Raw genomic sequence first — 16067 nt, 5'->3', positions numbered from 1 at the left:
ACAGATCATCGGCGCGCGCCGCAGCGCTGTCAAGAGCCGATTTGTATCGATATCGTTTCCAGTGCGGGCCACTCAGCCTGCGGCGACCAGGAGGTGCGGGATGGCGACCATCCGAGACGTGGCGACAGCGGCGGGGGTCTCGCCGATGACGGTCTCGAACGTGATCAACAACCACCCGCACGTCAAGGCGACGACGCGCGAGAAGGTGGTGCGGGCGATGGACGAGCTCGACTACCGGATCAACGTCGCCGCCCGGAATCTGCGCGCGGGGCGGACCTTCACCATCGGCCTCGCCGTCGCCGAGATCGACCGGCCCTACTGGGGTCAGCTCGCCGCCCGCATCATCGCCGAGGCCCGCACGCACGGCCTCAGCGTCGCGATCGAGCAGACCGGGGCCAGCCGCGAGAGCGAGATCGACGCCCTCCGCGCCTCACGGAACCGGATGTACGACGGCCTCATCCTCAGCACCGTCGGGCTCGGCGCCGCCGACGTCGACAAGCTCCGGGTCGACTACCCGGTCGTCATCCTGGGCGAGCGGATCTTCGACGGGCCGGTCGACCACGTCGCGATGGCCAACGTCGACGGCGGCGCGCTGGCCACCCGGCACCTGCTCGAGCAGGGCTGCCGGCGGATCGCGATCCTCGACGAGCGCACCGACGGCGAGCCCAGCGCCGCCAGCCTGCGCTACCGCGGCTACGCGGAGGCCCTGGCCACCGCGGGGACCGAGGCCGACCCGGCGCTCTTCCTCCCGGTCACCGCCTTCAGCCTCGCCGCCGGGCGCGACGCCGTCGCGAGCGCACTCGCGCAGGGTCTCGAGTTCGACGGCCTCTTCTGCGTGACCGACACCCTCGCTCTGGGCGCGCTGCGGGGGCTCGCGGACGCGGGAGTCGCCGTCCCGGATCAGGTGAAGCTGATCGGCTTCGACGACCTCGAGGAGAGTGGATTCTCGGTGCCGTCGCTGTCCACGATCGACCCCGACCACGCCGCGATGGCGCGGGCCGCCGTCGAACTGCTGGTCAGCCGCATCGACGCCGGTCGCACGGGCGGCACCGCCCCCGTCGAATTCGTCAGCACCGTCCGCGTCGTGGAGCGCGAGTCGAGCCGCGCGGCACCCCGGGCCGGCGAGGGGGAGCGCCCCGGGCATCAGGACCGCCGCTAGGACGCTCCGCGCGCGTCAGAGCCACGTCCGCTCGACGCTCATCCCTCGACCGACCTCCTCGATTCTGCTCATCGGCGCAGCCAGAAGTCGACGGCGTCCGGGGAGGGACGACCCGTGACGCGGACGACGTCGCCGAACTCGAGGACGCTCTCGGGGGCCTCCTGGAACGAGGGCCAGCGCTCGCCACCGGGCACGCCCGGCTCCACGCCCGCGACGAACGCGAGCCAGCGCCCGCTCATCTCGTTCTCGAGTCGGCGGTCGACGGCCGTGTAGTCGGCGTCGCCGTCCGCGCCGAGGTTCCCGTAGGCGTACATGACTTCGGCACCGTGGTATGCGCCGAAGCGCTCCAGGCCGCGGTCGGGTGGGGTGCGGGTGAAGGAGTAGACGTGGACGGGCGCCGTCCCCAAGGCGGCGGCCGCGAGCGCCCACCGGCGCATCGGGGCGGTCATCGACTCGTCGGTGCCGGCCCGCAGGCGCGACTCCGTGACCTGGCCTGCGTCGCCGCCCGGGTAGAGCTCGAGGAAGCGGTCCGCGTCGGCGCCGTGCTCCTCCCGCGCCTCCCGGGCGTAGGTATCGGGGTCCGAGTCGACGCCGCTGATCAGGTCGAGTGACGTCTCGTCGGAGTTGCTGCCGAGGAGGAGGGGGACGTCGTTCTGCTGCCCGGCCGCGTAGACGACGCTCGGGGTGTCGGGGAGGACCACGCCGTCGACGGTCGGCCACCAGTGCGTGGAGAGGCTCTTCGCCGCTTCAGCGATGCGCGCGGCCGGCATCGCCCGCATCTCCGCCAGGCTCGCCCCGCCGAGGGCCTCGCTCAGGCCGACCGCCGCCTCGCGCGCGACGGCGGCGCTGTCGTAGAGGTCGCCGTCCTCGCGGTCGCCGACCGTGCCCAGGCAGCCGCCGCTCTCGCCGATGATCCCGTGCAGGAGTCCGGCGGCCAGGGGCGAGGTCCCGAGGAGGCAGGCGCTGCCCGAGCCGGCCGACTGACCGGCGACGGTCACCCGGTCCGGATCTCCGCCGAACGCGGCGATGTTGTCCTGCAGCCACTGCAGAGCGGCGACCTGGTCGAGCAGGCCCTGGTTGCCCGGGGTGCTGCCGCCGAGGGCGTCCTCGGCGAGGAAGCCGAAGACCCCGAGCCGGTAGTTCAGGGAGACCACGACCGTGCCGCCGCGGGAGGCGAGCGCGGTGCCGTCGTAGGCGGGCAGGGCGCCGGAGCCGGCCACGAACCCGCCGCCGTGCAGGTAGACGAGGACCGGGAGGGCCTCGGCGGCAGGGTCGGACGGCCGCCAGATGTTCAGGTGCAGGCTGTCCTCGTCGGTGTCGTAGCCGCCGAGCAGCGTCTCTTCCAGCGGCAGGTCGAGCACGCGGGTGGCTGCCCGGGAGACGAAGGACGGCTCGGGCTGGACGGCGGAGGGTCCGAAGTCGTCGGCGACGAGGACGGTCGACCGCTGCGGGGCCGGGCTCGGCGCCGCCCACCGCAGTGCCCCGACCGGCGGAGCGGCGTAGGGGATGCCCGCGAAGGCGTCGACGCCGGCCGAGGCGTTCCGCACTCCGACGACATCGCCCTGCCGGGTGGCCACCGTGTCGGTGCGCGGACCGTCGAGGGTCCGGGTCGCAGCGGGCGGCCCCGCCGCGAGCGCTAGCGCTCCGACGACCGCCGCCGCCGCGATCCAGGCCGCTCCTCGAACGAACCAGCGCCGGCGACGCCAGACCCTCGCGGCGAACGCCACCAGAGCCAGAGCCGCAGCGACGACGAGCCAGCCCCACCACGGCACCTGGTTCAGCCAGGCGAGCACCGCCCCGACGAGGCCGACGGCCGCCAAGGGCACCCACGGCGTCCTCCGTCGTACCCTTCCCGACGCTTCGTCGGTCGGTCCTGTCTCCGCCTTCAATACGTTTCGCATCGAATACAGAACGTACTGAAGAAGTGCGCGCCGAGCAAGGGCCCGCCTAGGCTGACGCTGTGAACAACGGCGAGCCCACCCCCGTCCGGCGTCGCAGCGAGACGCGACGACGCCTCGTCGCGGCGGCCGCCACCCTCTTCGAGAGCAGCGGCACCATCAGCCAGCGCGTCGAGGACATCTGCGCGCAGGCCGGCTTCACCCGCGGTGCCTTCTACTCCAACTTCGCCGGCGTCGACCAGCTCTACCTCGCCCTGCACGAGGAGCAGGCCGCGCGAGTGTGGGGGCGGCTCCACCTCGCCCTCGAGGCTCAGGTGCAGGAGGACGGCCGCGAGGAGACGCTCGACGACGCCGTGCGCGCCCTTCTCGACGCGCTGCCCACCAGCCGCGAGTGGTTCTCCCTGCGGTCGGTGCTGCTGGCGCGGGCCGCCGCCGACCCCGCCTTCGCCGAGCGGATGCTGATCGACGACGGCCGCGTCCCCCGCGAGCTGGGGGAGCGGTTCATCGCTCTCGCGGCCGTGCACGGCCGCGTCCCGATCGTCGAGCCGTCCGTCCTGGCGAAGGCCGTCGTCGCGGCGCACGTCGGCACCGTGAGCCAGTGGCCCGTGGACGCCGACGCTGCGCTCACCCAGCGCGTGACGATCGCCGCGGTGCTCCGCGGGTTGACCGTCGAGGCCACCGCGACTCAGTGAGCGGAGACGCCTGCCGAGGCGAGGCGCCGCGCGAGCCGGTAGGCGTTGCGGGTCGAGTCGAGCGTCGCCGCTCCGGTGCCGACGATGTCGAAGGCGGTGCCGTGGGCCGGCGTGCAGATCGGCAGGTCGAGCCCGGCCTCCAGCGTCACCCCGCCGTCGAAGGCCCGGGTCTTCAGCGCGATCTGGCCCTGGTCGTGGTACATCGTGACGATCCCGTCGAAGGAGCCGTCGAAGCCCCTCCGGAACAGGGTGTCGCAGGGGAACGGCCCCGCCGCATCGAGCCCGGAGGCGACCGCGCGCTCGACTCCCGGGCGGATCCGGGTGATCTCCTCGTCGCCGAAGAGGCCGTGCTCGCCTGCGTGCGGGTTGAGCGCGCAGACGGCGATCCGCGGGGCCGGAGTGCCCGCGCCGACCAGCAGATCGTGCAGGAGGGCGATCGACTCGAGGACGCGATCGCTCGTGACGAGGTCCGCGACCTCGCGGAGGGCGACGTGGGAGGTCACCCGGGAGGTCCAGAACGACGTGGTCACGTTCACCTCCGAGGCCGTGTGCGAGCCCGTGAGCCGGTTCTCGAACCAGCGCATCTCGTCCGGCTCCGTCATCCCCGCCTCGTGCAGCGAGGTCTTGTTCAGCGGGCCGAAGACCAGCCCGCCGATCTCGCCCGCCGCGTGCAGCTCGAGTCCGCGCTCGAGGCAGGCGAGCGCCCACCGTCCGCTCGCGGCACTCACGGCACCGCGAGCGGACGGCCAGGAGCCGGCCGGCTCGACCAGGCGGACGCGACCGGGTTCCAGGAGCTCGTCGAGAGCGACAGCGAGGCCGCTCCGCTCCAGCCCCTCCGCCAGCTCCTCGCGGGAGGAGACGACGACGAGCGGGTCGGCGGCCGAGCCCCGCAGCTCGTCGAGCAGCCGCACGACGAGCTCGGGGCCGACGCCGGCGGGGTCTCCGGTGGTCACGGCCAGGGGGATCGTCATGAGGGTCCTCTCGTCGTCGGCGTAGACCGCCGGCGGGGTCGGGTGGTGGCTCGTGCGGTGCTGGATCAGCCGGTGAAGTCCGGCGGCACCTTGGCCCCGATCACCGGCCGCACGGTCGGGAACTCGGCGATCCGCAGCCGCGCAGTGCCGTAGGGCACGAGATCGATGGTGTTGATCCAGCGCGCCGGCGCGGGACCGTCGACCGGGTGGCTCGCGCTCGCCCCGTCGCGGGTCCACTCGGCGAGGTCGCGGATGCCGACCGCGTGCACGCGGACGGGCGGGTCCGCGCGGTCGAAGGGCACGTCGCCGACCGGCGACCGGCGCACGTCCCACTCCTCGAGCGGGACCGGGGCGTCCGGGTAGAGCGCCTGGTTCCAGGAGCGCTGCGGGAAGACCTCCCACTCGCCCATCCCGCGGGCCTCCGGCACCGGACGCCAGTACTCGTCGGGCGTCGCGACCATCACCAGAGGTCCGACCCGCACGCCGACGGCCTGGCGCTCGCGGCGGATGCGGCGCGGGCTCATCGGGAGGTGGAGGACGACCTCGTCACCCTCGACCCAGAGCCGCTCGACGGTGACGTAGCCGTCGTCGTCGGGAGTCGCGCCGAGAGTCTCACCGGCGACCGCGAGGTCGAACGAGGCCGCCCAGCCCGGGACGCGCAGCAGGAGCCCGGTCGGCTCCGTCGTCGTGGACGAGACCACGCGGAAGGTGACGGTCTCGGTGAAGGGGTAGTCCGTGACCTCCTCGATGACCAGCTCGCCGCCGCCGATGCTCGCGCGCACCTCGCTCGGCCCGTAGGCGGTGACGGCCAGCGCGTCGTCTCGCCGCAGCCACAGCGCCGCGACGAACTTCGGCCAGCCCTGGTGGTAATTCGCCGTGCAGCAGCCGAAGTGCGGCTCGAAGCCGAAGACGTTGGCCCCGTTGGTGCTGTAGGACCAGTCGCGGTCGGCGGTCGACGCCTCGATCTGGTTCGCCTGCTGGTGGTACTGGTGCGCGACCATCCGCGGGTCCGACGAGGCGGGCAGCAGGTTGTAGGCGGCCCCCTCGAGGAGGTCGGAGTACTCCGAGCGGCCGGTGACCCTGGCGGCGATCGCCATCGTGAACATGTACTCGACGATCTGGCAGGTCTCCACGCCGCGGTTGGCCTCGCGGCCGGCGAGCCACTCGTCCCCGGAGAAGAGGCCGTGCACCTGCCCGTGCCAGCGGTCCAGGTTGGCCAGCGCGCGCTGGGTCGCCTCGTGGGCGTCGCCGCCGAGCATCAGCGCGCGGACCGCCGGGTTCTTCAGCGCCATCGCGACGTTCGGCCCGTGCGTGCGGTGGTCGAAGTACATCGCACGTCCGGTGATCAGGCCGTCCGAGAAGGCGTCGTCCCAGTCGGGTCCCTGGCCGAAGAGCAGCTCGGCCAGGCGCGTCCACTCGTCCCGCGGGGCGCGCTCGTGCACCCAGGCCAGGGCGAGGACGTTCTCGGCGGCGCGCGCGGCGGCCCAGTCGTGCAGCGGTCGGGCCGGCAGCTCGCGCAGCTGGTGCTCGAAGTAGCGCTCGAGGAAGGGGAGCACGCGGGCATCGCCGGTGACCTCCGCGTGCTGCTGCAGCACCTTGGCCGCGACCATCCGGGGCCACCAGTCGTCGTTGCCGGCCGGGCCGAACTGCCCGTCCGGCCGCTGGCTGGCGAGCATCCACTCGATCCACTTCTGCGTGCGCTCGATCAGGACGTCGTCGTCGAGCAGGTGCGCGAGCGGCACGAGGCCGTCGAGGTAGTAGGGGCCGCGCTCCCAGCTCTCGCCGGGCCCGCCCAGCCAGCCGGAGTCGGGACCGAGGTCCTTCCAGATCTCCTCGATGTGTCCGGAGAGGCCGTCGGCCTGGATGCGGAGCTGGCGGCGCAGCCAGCCGGCGGGACGCACCGACCCGAGGGGGAGCGCGTCGAAGGAGGCGTGAATCGTCACAGGTGTTTCCTCAGTTCGTGAAAGGGCGTGGAAGAGGTCAGCCGCGCAGGGCGCCCTCGGTGAGACCACCGATGTAGAAGCGCTGCAGCAGCAGGTAGAGGACCAGGCAGGGCAGGATCGCGACGGTGGTGCCGGCCTGCAGCAGCCCCCAGTCGATCGATCCGTAGGCGCCGGTGCGGATGTTGACGAGCATCACCGAGAGGGTGAACGTCGAGCCGTCGTTCAGCAGCAGGAGCGGGATGAAGAACTCGTTCCAGGACACCAGGAAGGCGAAGAGGGCGACCGTCACCACCCCCGGCAGCACCAGCGGCAGCGAGACCCGGAGGAAGACGGCGATCGAGGAGGCGCCGTCGACCCGCGCGGCCTCCTCCAGCTCCACCGGGATCGCCTCGAAGCTGTTGCGCATCAGGAAGATGCTGAAGGGCAGCTGGAACACCGTGAGCACGAGGCCCACCGCGACGAGGCTGTCCTGCATGCCGGCCCGGGCGAACATGAAGTAGAGCGGCAGCACGAGCGTGGCGTGCGGCACCATCAGCACCGCGATCACCGCGAGGAAGACGAGGTTCTTGCCGCGGAACCGGAAGCGGGCGAAGCCGTAGCCGCCCAGCGTCGCGATCACCATGGTCAGGACGACCGAGACCGTCGCCACGATCAGCGAGTTGCCGACGTACTGGCCGAGCCCCTCGCCGTTCTGCACGAGCTCGTCGTAGTTCGCGGTGCTCCACTCCTGCGGCCAGAGCGTGGGCGGCGCGGCGCTCGCCTCGCCCGGGGTCTTGAACGAGTTGAGCACCGACCAGAGCAGGGGGAAGAGGAAGAGGAACGCCAGGACGATGCCGGTGACGTGGAACGGGACGCCCCGCACCCTCGACCGCCAGCCCTCCCGGCGCCGGGGCGGCATCGCGTGCAGGGACGGCTCCGGGGGAGTCGTCGAGGGAGGTCGGACGGCGGTGGTGCTCATTTCTCGGATCCCTTCACCAGGCGCAGCTGCACGCCGTTGATCACCACGAGGGCGATGAGCATGATGATCGACAGGGCGGCGGCCTTGCCGAGGTCGAACGAGGTGAAGGCGGTGTTGTAGATCGACATCACCATCGTCACGGTCGAGTTGTCGGGTCCGCCCTGCGTCATGACGGTGAACTGGTCGAAGGCCAGCAGCGAGCCGGTGACCGACAGCACGAGCAGGAGCGCGAGGGTCGGCCGCAGGAACGGCAGGGTGACGAAGAGGAACCGCTGCCACGCGTTGGCGCCGTCCATCAGGGCGGCCTCGTTGACACTCGACGGGATGGACTGCAGCGCGACCAGGAGGATCACCACCTGGAAGCCGACGAACTTCCACACGATCATGAAGGTCACCGCGAGGGTGGCGCTGAGCGGGGTGTCGAAGAAGCCGACCGGACCGTCGACGATCCCGAGCCAGCGGAGCGCCTGGGCGAAGATCCCGACCTGGTCGTTGTAGTTCACGACCCACATCAGGCTCGCGGTCGAGAGTCCGACGACGTAGGGGGCGAAGATCGCGATCCGGTAGAACTTCGCTCCGCGCCGGGTGGAGTTGAGGAACGCCGCGAGCACCAGGGCGAGCACGAAGATCGAGGCGGTCGCCAGCGCGGTGTAGCCGAGGGTGAAGAGGATGGCGCCGATGTAGCCCGGGTCGGTGAAGATGTCGATGTAGTTCCCGATGCCGATCACCGTGGGCGACCCGAGCAGCGGCCAGTCGCTGAGCGACATGAACACGACGATGCCCAGGGGCAGGACGAAGAGGACGAGGATCGTCGCCGCCGTCGGGGCGATGAACGCCCAGCCGGCGAGCTGCTCGCGCGAGGCGGCGGTCCGCCCGCGGGGACGGAGCGCAGGCGCCGTCCCCGCGGGAAGAGTGGTGGTGGCCACGATCAGTAGGCCCCGTCCAGCAGGGACTGGATCGCCGACTGGCCGTCCGCCAGCGCGCCGGACTCGCCGTTGAAGACGACACCGCGCATGGCGGTCAGCCACGGACCGTTCGGGGAGTTGATCGCCTCGCCGTAGGCCAGGGTCGACGGGGTGTAGCCGTTCGCCAGACCGGCGGTGATGGCGACCAGTCGCGGGTCCGCGGCGGTGTACTCGTTCTCCGCGAGGTCGACGCGGACGGGCAGGTTGCCCGACTTCGCGACGATGTCGACCTGCTGGTCCTCCTCCAGCGTCCACTGGATGAAGTCCCACGAGGCGTCGGCGTTCTTCGAGGTTCCGGAGATGCCGATGACGTCGCCGCCCACGAACGTGCCGGTGCCGCTGCCGTCCGCCGTGGCGAGCGGCATGTAGCCCCAGTCGAAGTCGACGGTCTCGTTGACGGACGGGATCGAGTACGAGCCGTTCGGCCAGATGCCCGCCTTGCCCTGCAGGAAGGGCTCCTGCTGGGTGGTGGAGTCGCCGGTCGAGGCTCCGGGCGCGACGAGGCCGTCGGCGTAGAGGCGCTGGTAGAGGCCGAACCAGTCGGCGAGCGCGTCGCTGTCGATGTCCGCGGTCGCGCCGTCGTCGCTGAACGGCACCTCGTCGGCGGCCTTCGCCACTCCGAAGGAGGTGTAGGCGTTGCAGCCGGCGCAGCTGCCGGGGAAGTAGGCGCCGTAGGTGTCGTCGCCGAGCGCGGTGATCGCCTTGGCGGCCTCGTAGATGCCGTCGTAGGTGGTCGGCGGGTTCTCCGGGTCCAGTCCCGCCTTCGCGAAGAGGTCCTTGTTGTAGAAGATGAAGCTCGAGTCGACCTTGTGCGGGACGGCGTAGCTCTTGCCGTCGAAGGTCGAGGCGTCGACGTGCGCCTTGACGAGATCGTCCGCGTAGGGGAGCTCGGCGATGCGGTCGGTGATGTCGAGGTAGACCGACTGCTTGGCGTAGTTGGGGGCGTAGACGACGTCGGACGCGAGGATGTCGGGCAGCGAGCCCGCTCCGGCCGCCGCGCCGACCTTCTGCTGGAAGCTCTCCGAGGCGACGATCGTCAGCTCGATCTGCGTATCGTGCGACTCGTTGTAGGCGTCGACGAGCGCCTCCGTGTAGTCCTGGGTGGAGGAGCGCGCCCACATCGTGAGCTCGCTCGCCTCGCCGGAGCCGGTGCTGCCGCTCGCCGCTCCGCAGGCGGAGAGCGCCAGGGTCGCGGCCAGGACGGTCGCGCCGCCGACCGTGAATCGCGTCGGTCTGTTCATGATTTCTCCTCTTCGAGATGACAGGGCCGTGGGCCTCACCCAGTGTCGGAGTCGGGATGCGCACAAAGCAAAACTTTCCCAATCTTTCTCAGATCGACCTTGCGGTGTCGGTGAACAGTGGGAAAACTGACTGCGCAAAGGAGGTACGTGATGGACGGACAGCGGATCACGCTGGCGCGGATCGCGAGCGAGGCGGGCGTCTCGCTGAGCACGGTGTCGAAGGCGCTGAGCGGAACCGGCCGGATGCGGGGCGAGACGCGCGAGCACATCGAGGGCGTCGCCCGCCGGCTGGGCTACGACCCGGGCGTCGCCCGGCGCGAGGTGCGCACCACCCGCGCCTACACGATCGGCCTGCTGACCACCGACAGCTTCAGCCGCTTCGCGATCCCGCTGATGCTCGGCGTCGAGGACGCTCTGAGTGCGGGTCAGATCTCGGTGCTGCTCGCGGACGGCCGCGGCGATCCCATCCGGGAGAACCACCACCTGCAGACGTTCCTGGCCCGGCGGGTGGACGCCGTGATCGTCACCGGCCGGCGCGCCGAGACCCGGCCGCCGATCGCCATCTCGACGCGGGTCCCGGTCTGCTACGTCCTGGCCCGGTCGCAGCAGCCCGACGACCTGTCGATCGTCATCGACGACGAGCACGGCGGACGGCTCGCCGTCTCGCACCTGCTCGCCCTCGGCCGCCGCCGCATCGCCTACATCTCCGGTCCGCAGAAGCACCTGGCCGCCCGGCTGCGCTACGCCGGCATGCTCGACGAGCTCGCCGCGGCCGGGGTCGCCGCCGAGGACGTCACCGCGATGTGGGGCAGCTGGAGCGAGGCCTGGGGGCGGCAGGCCGCCAGCATCCTCACCCGCGACGGGCGGCCCTACGACGCCGTCTTCTGCGGGAGCGACCAGATCGCGCGCGGCGTGGTCGAGCAGCTTCAGGAGGACGGCGTGCGGGTGCCCGAGGACGTCTCCGTCGTCGGCTTCGACAACTGGGACGTGATGGCGCTGGCCTCCCGTCCGCCGCTGACGACGGTCGATCCTCGGCTCGACGAGCTCGGGCGCCTCGCCGCCGAGTCGGTCCTGGCGATGCTCGGCGGCGAGCAGCGGCGCGGGGTCCTGCCGCACGAGTGCGAGCTGGTCGTCCGCGAGTCGACGGCGGTGATCCCGGCATGACCGGACCCGGAACGACCGCGCCCCGCGCGACCGGGCCCGGCGCGACCGACCTGCCCGACCCGCTGATCCGGCCGGAGACGCTGCACCGGCTCTCCGACCACGTGCACCTCGTCCCCGACGGCTCGCTGGCCCGCGTCCCGAACGTCGGCGTCGTCGTCGGCGAGCGCAGGGCCCTGGTCGTCGACACCGGGATGGGCGCGGAGAACGGCGCGAGGGTCCTCGCCGCCGCGCGGTCCGTCGCGGGAGAGCGCCCGCTGCTGCTGCTGACCACCCACACCCACCCCGAGCACGATCTCGGTGCCGGCGCCTTCCCCTCCGACGTCGTGCTGCTGCGCGCGCGCAGCCAGGTGCGCGAGCTCGAGACGACCGCCCCGGCGGTGGCCGACGACTTCCGAGCGGCGTCCCCGCACTACCGGCGCCTGCTCGAGGGGGCGGTGTTCCGGCCCGCCGACGTCGTCTTCGACGACACGATCGAGCTGGACCTCGGCGGAGTCGCGGTGCTGATCACGGCCATGGGGACGAACCACACCGAGGGCGACACGGCCGCCCTCGTGCGGGAGGACCGGGTGCTCTTCGCCGGCGACCTCGCGATGGCCGGTGCTCCGGCGTTCGCGAGCCCGCACTCGCGCATCGGACCGTGGCTGCGGAGCCTCCAGCGGCTGCGCGCCATGGCACCCGCGATCATCGTCCCGAGCCACGGTCCGACGGGCGGTCCGGAGCTGATCGACGGTTACGACGCTCATCTGCGCCGCGTCCTGGATCGCGTGGTGCAGCTGCTCTCCGCGGGAGTGGCGCCCGACGAGGTCCTCCGGACCGTCGTGGCGGAGCGCGCCGGGGATTTCGGGGACACGGGAAGGCTGGAGGGCGCCGTCCGGGCGGCCCTCCGCGAGGACGAGGACGAGAGGACGGGCGGGAGCCGATGAGCGACGAGACAGCGGACGAGGGACGGACGGACAACGAGACGCTCCTGCAGGGCGACGGCGGACTCGAGCGGCTGTGGACGGGTGCCGTCTGGAGCGAGGGGCCGCTGTGGATCCCGGCGGAGGGTCGTCTGCGCTGGAGCGACATCCCGAACGACCGGATCCTGCAGTGGGACAGCGCGACCGGGGAGACCTCGGTGCACCGCGAGGGCGTGGAGTTCACCAACGGCCGGCTGCTGGACGAAGACGGGAGCGTCGTGCAGTGCTCGCACGGGCTGCGCCGACTGGAGCGCGAGCGGCCGGACGGCACGGTCGAGGAGCTCGTCTCGAGCTGGGACGGCGGACGGCTCAACTCGCCCAACGACGTCGCGGTCGCGCCCGACGGATCCTACTGGTTCACCGACCCGGACTACGGCATCCGGCAGCCTGCCGAGGGGCACCCGGGCGAGCGCGAGTACGGGGAGCGCTGGGTCTTCCGCTGGAGCGCCGAGGACGGCCTCGCGCCGGTCGTCACCGACATCGTGCAGCCGAACGGCATCGCCTTCTCACCGGACGGCGCGACCGTCTACGTGACCGACAGCGCGCGCGGCCTCGAGGACGGTCCCGGCCACTGGATCCGCGCCTACGACGTCGTCGACCGCGGAGCCGGCGCCCGCGACGGCCGGCTGTTCGCGGTGATCGAGCAGGGCCTGCCCGACGGCATCGCCGTCGACGAGCGCGGCCGGGTGTGGTCCTCCGCCGGAGACGGCGTGCACGTCTTCGCCCCGGACGGCGCCGAGCTGCTGTTCGCGCCCGTGCCGGAGGTCGTGGCGAACGTCTGCTTCGGCGGACCCGACGGCACCGACCTCTTCATCGCCGCCACCACCAGCCTGTACCGGCTGCGGACGCGCACCCGGGCCGCCTGAGGACACCGGCCAGGTGGTCTCGAGCACGAGACCGTGCAGGTCGCGGCCGCGGAGCCGCGAGCACCGACCTCCCCTTCCGATCGTGTGAAGACCGACCTCACCGGGTCGCCGGTACGATCGACCACTGTGCCTCGCCGTTCTCCCGCCGCCCTCAGCGCGAGCATCCGCGAGGCGGGGGAGCGGCTGTTCCGCGAGCGGGGCTACTCGCGGGTCACCGTGCGCGAGATCGCCGCGGAGGCGCAGGTGGATCCCGCCGTCGTGGTGCGCAGGTTCGGGTCGAAGGAAGCGCTGTTCCTCGACGTGATGCAGGTGAGCATCCAGGACCGCCCGGAACTGGACGTTCCGCTGCAGGACTTCGGCCGCAGCTTCGTCGCCTCCCTGCTCGAGGACGAGCGCGACACGCGGGCGGTGTTCCTCGCCCTGGTGCGCGGCGGGAACGAGCCCGCGATCGGCGCCCGGCTGCACGCCGTGCACGAGGAGGCCTTCGTGGCTCCTCTGCGTGCTCGCATGGCGGGGCCGGACGCGGATCTGCGCGCACGTCTGGCTGCCGCACTCGTCGGAGGACTGCTGCACTCGATGTGGGTGGTCGGCGACGAGGTGCTCCTCGCCACCGACCACGAGCAGATCGTCGCGCGCTACGGCGACGCGCTGCAGGGTCTCCTGACCCCCGGGGCCTGAGCCGGCCCGCCGCGGCTACTGCACTGACCAGCCGCCGTCGCTGGGCAGGATCGCCCCGTTGATGTTCACGCCGTCGTCGCTGAGCAGGAAGGTGATCGACGCCGCGAGCTGCTCCGCGGAGGCCACGGAGGGGATCGCGCTCTGGAACAAGGCGAGACGAGCGCTGCCCACCTCGGAGACGTTCGGCGGGAACGGGATGCCGGTGGCGACGCCGCCGGGCGCGACGGCGTTCACGCGGATCCCGCTGCCCGTGTACATGAACGCGGCGCTCTTCGTGAGCCCGACGACGCCGTGCTTCGACACCGTGTAGGCGTTGCCGGACGCGTTGCCGCGCAGCCCCGCTTCGGAGGCGACATTGACGATCGACCCGGCCGAGGCCGCCAGCATCGCGGGCAGCACGGCGCGGGAGAGCTTGAAGCCGCCGGTGAGGTTGATGGCGATCACCCGGTCCCACACCGCGTCCGAGGTCTCGTGGGCGGGGGAGAAGTCGTCGTTGATGCCGGCGATGTTGGCGAGGCCGTCGATCCGCTCGCCGGCCGCCGCGACGACGGCGTCGATGTCGTCCTGCTTCGTGATGTCGCCCGCGACCGGAACGATCTCGGCCTCGGGCAGCGAGGCCGCGAACTCCTGGAGCCGCTCGGCCGAGATGTCGACGGCGACGACCCGGCCGCCTTCGCGGGCGATGCGGGAGGCGGTCGCGCGGCCGATCCCGGACGCTGCACCGGTCACGATCACGGTCCTCCCGGTGAAGCGACCGGCGACCACGCTCTCGCGCCAGCCCGTGCTCTCGACGGCCTCCGGCACGACGCCGCCGTTCGCCCGGAGCACGAGATCGTCGACGACGCTCTGCGGGAGCTGCCCCTGACTCAGCGCGACCAGCTGCTGCAGCGGCAGCGATCGCACCGGAGCCAGCTTCGCCTCGTCGAAGCCGCCGGCCGCGCCGCCGAGCACATCGCGGATCAGCGCGGAGCCCTCCGGATGGCTCAGCCATTCCCCGATCGAGCTCTGGGCGGTCAAGGCGGGAGTCGTGGACATGCGTTCTCCTCGATGTGTTGAGACGATCAGGTCAACTTAGTTGACTTCGAGCGCCTGCGCCATCCACGGCGAGCACACCGCCAAGGTGCAGCGCCTCGCGCACCAGGTCCTCGCGGACGCCCACGGCCGCCGACACACGATGGTCGCCGCGCTCCTGACGATCCTCCGCTCCCAGCCGCCGAGCGACCGTGAAGAGACGATCATCGACCGGGCGCTGAAGTACCTGGACGAGCACCACCAGGGGGTGCCGGTCCTCGCGGACCTCGGCTTCGGGACCGTCGACGTCGCGGCCTCTCTCCCGGACTCGGAGCTCGAACCGCAGCTCACGGCGGCTGTGCCGCTGCCGGACGCGGAAGAGTCGATGCTCACCAGCCGCCGGCTCAGGAGACGAGAGCGAGCCGGGCGACCCCCTGCCCTGCACCATCCCACCAGCAGCCGGACGCATGGTGGACGAAGCGCCGTCCAGGCATCGCCCTCGCGGCTCGGTTCTGACGAGTCAGGCGGACTCCCGCCGGACCACGGAGAGCCGCGATTCCGCATCGCGTCGCGGGGCAGGCGCTCCGGCTGCCGCGCTGAGCGCGAGCTGCGCGAAGTACTGGCCGAGGCCCGCGTCGTCGACGTGGACGGTGGTCAGCGACGGGACGATCAGCTGCGCGAGCGGCGAGTCGTCGTGGCCGACGACGGCGAGGTCCTGTGGGAGAGAGAGGCCGAGCCGGATCGCTGCGCCCACCACGAGAGCGGCGACGTCGTCGTTGTAGGCGACGACACTCCGCGATGCCGGCGCGATCGTCGCCGGCTTCGGCAGCAACCCGGTCGCCCTCATGGACGTGCTCTCGGGCGACTTCGCTCCTCAGGGTCGGATGCCGTTCGCTCTGGCTGGAACGCGCGACGCCGTGAAGCAGCAGTACAGCGACCTCCCTGGCTACGCGGAGACGGAGGACGGCGCGCTCTTCGAGTTCGGTCACGGGCTCACCTATGAGCAGAGGACCACGCTCGACATCGACCTCTCCGCCACCTCGAGAGTGTCCGGCGGGAAGACGACCGTGACGGTCACCGCGACGAACAACGAGGACGTCGCGGCCGGAGTCTCGGTCGTGACCCCGTACGGCTCCGTCGAGTGCCCCGCGCTCAAGGCGGGGGCGACCATCACGAAGAGGATCACCTTCCCCGGCACGTCGCTCCCCTCGGGGACGGTCGCTGTCAAGGCGACCGCGACCGTCGACGGCCGCGAGATCTCGCTGAACGAGGATGTGACCGTCACTCGAACGCGATGACGATGAGCGGCCGACCGAGTCGGCACTGATCACGCATCGAGGGCAGGCACCTCCGCGGGTGCCTGCCCTCGATGCATCGGGCTGGGGGCGACCGTCGATCTCTCCGTCGGGTACCGCACCATCCGGGAGAGGACATCGCTCCGTCGGGCCGGGCGGTCTCCGCGGCTCGAGAGGCGTCATGGAGGCTCGTGGGCACCGGCGAGTCCGGCCCTCGCCCTTCAGCCCCACGGCCCACAACGTCTTGCGACGGCGTGGGCGGAGCGG

At 71.9% G+C, this 16067-nt stretch carries 16 protein-coding genes; 7 read left to right on the top strand and 9 right to left on the bottom strand.

Annotated elements, in window-relative coordinates; all coding sequences use genetic code 11:
- The first annotated feature begins 100 nt into the window (after positions 1-100).
- Complete coding sequence (locus GSU72_RS09900; protein WP_159984857.1) at positions 101-1159, top strand: LacI family DNA-binding transcriptional regulator; 1059 nt, start codon at positions 101-103, stop codon at positions 1157-1159.
- A gap of 68 nt (positions 1160-1227) precedes the next feature.
- Here the strand turns inward: GSU72_RS09900 and GSU72_RS09895 are convergent, their stop codons facing one another.
- Positions 1228-2985, bottom strand: a complete 1758-nt coding sequence (locus tag GSU72_RS09895) for a carboxylesterase family protein (RefSeq protein WP_208545042.1) — start codon at positions 2983-2985, stop codon at positions 1228-1230.
- 134 nt (positions 2986-3119) lie between these two features.
- Here GSU72_RS09895 and GSU72_RS09890 point away from each other — a divergent pair, with 134 nt between their 5' ends.
- Positions 3120-3749, top strand: coding sequence for a TetR/AcrR family transcriptional regulator (locus tag GSU72_RS09890; protein WP_159984855.1), 630 nt, complete (start codon positions 3120-3122; stop codon positions 3747-3749).
- On the opposite strand, the gene GSU72_RS09885 is transcribed toward GSU72_RS09890, so the two are convergent.
- The 5 genes from GSU72_RS09885 to GSU72_RS09865 all read right to left on the bottom strand — a co-directional run bounded on the left by GSU72_RS09885 (position 3743) and on the right by GSU72_RS09865 (position 9827).
- Entirely contained in the window at positions 3743-4720 is a 978-nt protein-coding gene (locus tag GSU72_RS09885) for a 4-hydroxythreonine-4-phosphate dehydrogenase PdxA (RefSeq protein WP_159984854.1), read from the bottom strand. The genes GSU72_RS09890 and GSU72_RS09885 overlap by 7 nt on opposite strands.
- 65 nt (positions 4721-4785) lie before the next feature.
- Positions 4786-6663, bottom strand: coding sequence for a beta-L-arabinofuranosidase domain-containing protein (locus tag GSU72_RS09880; protein ID WP_159984853.1), 1878 nt, complete (start codon positions 6661-6663; stop codon positions 4786-4788).
- 37 nt (positions 6664-6700) lie between these two features.
- Positions 6701-7621 carry a carbohydrate ABC transporter permease gene (locus GSU72_RS09875; protein WP_208545041.1) on the bottom strand — a complete coding sequence of 307 codons (921 nt, stop codon included), beginning with the start codon at positions 7619-7621 and terminating at the stop codon, positions 6701-6703.
- Positions 7618-8547 carry a sugar ABC transporter permease gene (locus GSU72_RS09870; protein ID WP_243581886.1) on the bottom strand — a complete coding sequence of 310 codons (930 nt, stop codon included), beginning with the start codon at positions 8545-8547 and terminating at the stop codon, positions 7618-7620. The genes GSU72_RS09875 and GSU72_RS09870 overlap by 4 nt, the downstream gene beginning before the upstream one ends.
- A gap of 2 nt (positions 8548-8549) precedes the next feature.
- Positions 8550-9827 (bottom strand): sugar ABC transporter substrate-binding protein, encoded by a 1278-nt coding sequence (locus tag GSU72_RS09865; RefSeq protein WP_123737056.1) that lies wholly within the window; start codon positions 9825-9827, stop codon positions 8550-8552.
- Positions 9828-9977: 150 nt separating this feature from the next.
- Here GSU72_RS09865 and GSU72_RS09860 point away from each other — a divergent pair, with 150 nt between their 5' ends.
- From GSU72_RS09860 to GSU72_RS09845, 4 genes are all read left to right on the top strand, one after another.
- A complete protein-coding gene (locus tag GSU72_RS09860) occupies positions 9978-10991 on the top strand; it encodes a LacI family DNA-binding transcriptional regulator (RefSeq protein ID WP_159422783.1) in 1014 nt (337 codons plus the stop codon).
- Entirely contained in the window at positions 10988-11914 is a 927-nt protein-coding gene (locus tag GSU72_RS09855; RefSeq protein WP_159984852.1) for an MBL fold metallo-hydrolase, read from the top strand. The genes GSU72_RS09860 and GSU72_RS09855 overlap by 4 nt, the downstream gene beginning before the upstream one ends.
- Positions 11911-12816: an SMP-30/gluconolactonase/LRE family protein gene (locus GSU72_RS09850; RefSeq protein ID WP_159984851.1), complete on the top strand. Its 906-nt coding sequence runs from the start codon at positions 11911-11913 to the stop codon at positions 12814-12816. The genes GSU72_RS09855 and GSU72_RS09850 overlap by 4 nt, the downstream gene beginning before the upstream one ends.
- A 126-nt stretch (positions 12817-12942) precedes the next feature.
- Positions 12943-13494, top strand: a complete 552-nt coding sequence (locus GSU72_RS09845; RefSeq protein WP_159984850.1) for a TetR/AcrR family transcriptional regulator — start codon at positions 12943-12945, stop codon at positions 13492-13494.
- A gap of 15 nt (positions 13495-13509) precedes the next feature.
- Here GSU72_RS09845 and GSU72_RS09840 read toward each other — a convergent pair whose 3' ends face one another.
- The 3 genes from GSU72_RS09840 to GSU72_RS09830 form a co-directional block, all read right to left on the bottom strand.
- Entirely contained in the window at positions 13510-14529 is a 1020-nt protein-coding gene (locus GSU72_RS09840) for an SDR family NAD(P)-dependent oxidoreductase (protein ID WP_159984849.1), read from the bottom strand.
- 31 nt (positions 14530-14560) lie between these two features.
- On the bottom strand, positions 14561-14767 hold the full coding sequence (locus GSU72_RS21905) for a hypothetical protein (protein WP_159984848.1): 207 nt from the start codon (positions 14765-14767) through the stop codon (positions 14561-14563).
- Positions 14768-15025: 258 nt separating this feature from the next.
- Entirely contained in the window at positions 15026-15352 is a 327-nt protein-coding gene (locus GSU72_RS09830; RefSeq protein WP_159984847.1) for a substrate-binding domain-containing protein, read from the bottom strand.
- On the opposite strand from GSU72_RS09830, the gene GSU72_RS21310 reads away from it, so the two are divergent.
- Entirely contained in the window at positions 15351-15803 is a 453-nt protein-coding gene (locus tag GSU72_RS21310) for a hypothetical protein (RefSeq protein WP_208545040.1), read from the top strand. The genes GSU72_RS09830 and GSU72_RS21310 overlap by 2 nt on opposite strands.
- Positions 15804-16067 lie beyond the last annotated feature (264 nt).

The sequence above is a fragment of the Rathayibacter sp. VKM Ac-2760 genome, from assembly GCF_009834185.1.
Lineage (GTDB): Bacteria > Actinomycetota > Actinomycetes > Actinomycetales > Microbacteriaceae > Rathayibacter.
This window is presented reverse-complemented; position numbering and strand designations above follow the sequence as displayed.

Excerpts from the sequence above, each read along its gene's own strand:
- GSU72_RS09860 (WP_159422783.1), top strand. The coding sequence starts at position 9,978 with ATGGACGGACAGCGGATCACGCTGGCGCGGATCGCGAGCGAGGCGGGC.
- GSU72_RS09900 (WP_159984857.1), top strand. The coding sequence starts at position 101 with ATGGCGACCATCCGAGACGTGGCGACAGCGGCGGGGGTCTCGCCGATG.
- GSU72_RS09865 (WP_123737056.1), bottom strand. The coding sequence starts at position 9,827 with ATGAACAGACCGACGCGATTCACGGTCGGCGGCGCGACCGTCCTGGCC.
- GSU72_RS09830 (WP_159984847.1), bottom strand. The coding sequence starts at position 15,352 with ATGAGGGCGACCGGGTTGCTGCCGAAGCCGGCGACGATCGCGCCGGCA.
- GSU72_RS09885 (WP_159984854.1), bottom strand. The coding sequence starts at position 4,720 with ATGACGATCCCCCTGGCCGTGACCACCGGAGACCCCGCCGGCGTCGGC.
- GSU72_RS09850 (WP_159984851.1), top strand. The coding sequence starts at position 11,911 with ATGAGCGACGAGACAGCGGACGAGGGACGGACGGACAACGAGACGCTC.
- GSU72_RS09840 (WP_159984849.1), bottom strand. The coding sequence starts at position 14,529 with ATGTCCACGACTCCCGCCTTGACCGCCCAGAGCTCGATCGGGGAATGG.
- GSU72_RS09855 (WP_159984852.1), top strand. The coding sequence starts at position 10,988 with ATGACCGGACCCGGAACGACCGCGCCCCGCGCGACCGGGCCCGGCGCG.
- GSU72_RS21310 (WP_208545040.1), top strand. The coding sequence starts at position 15,351 with ATGGACGTGCTCTCGGGCGACTTCGCTCCTCAGGGTCGGATGCCGTTC.
- GSU72_RS09875 (WP_208545041.1), bottom strand. The coding sequence starts at position 7,621 with ATGAGCACCACCGCCGTCCGACCTCCCTCGACGACTCCCCCGGAGCCG.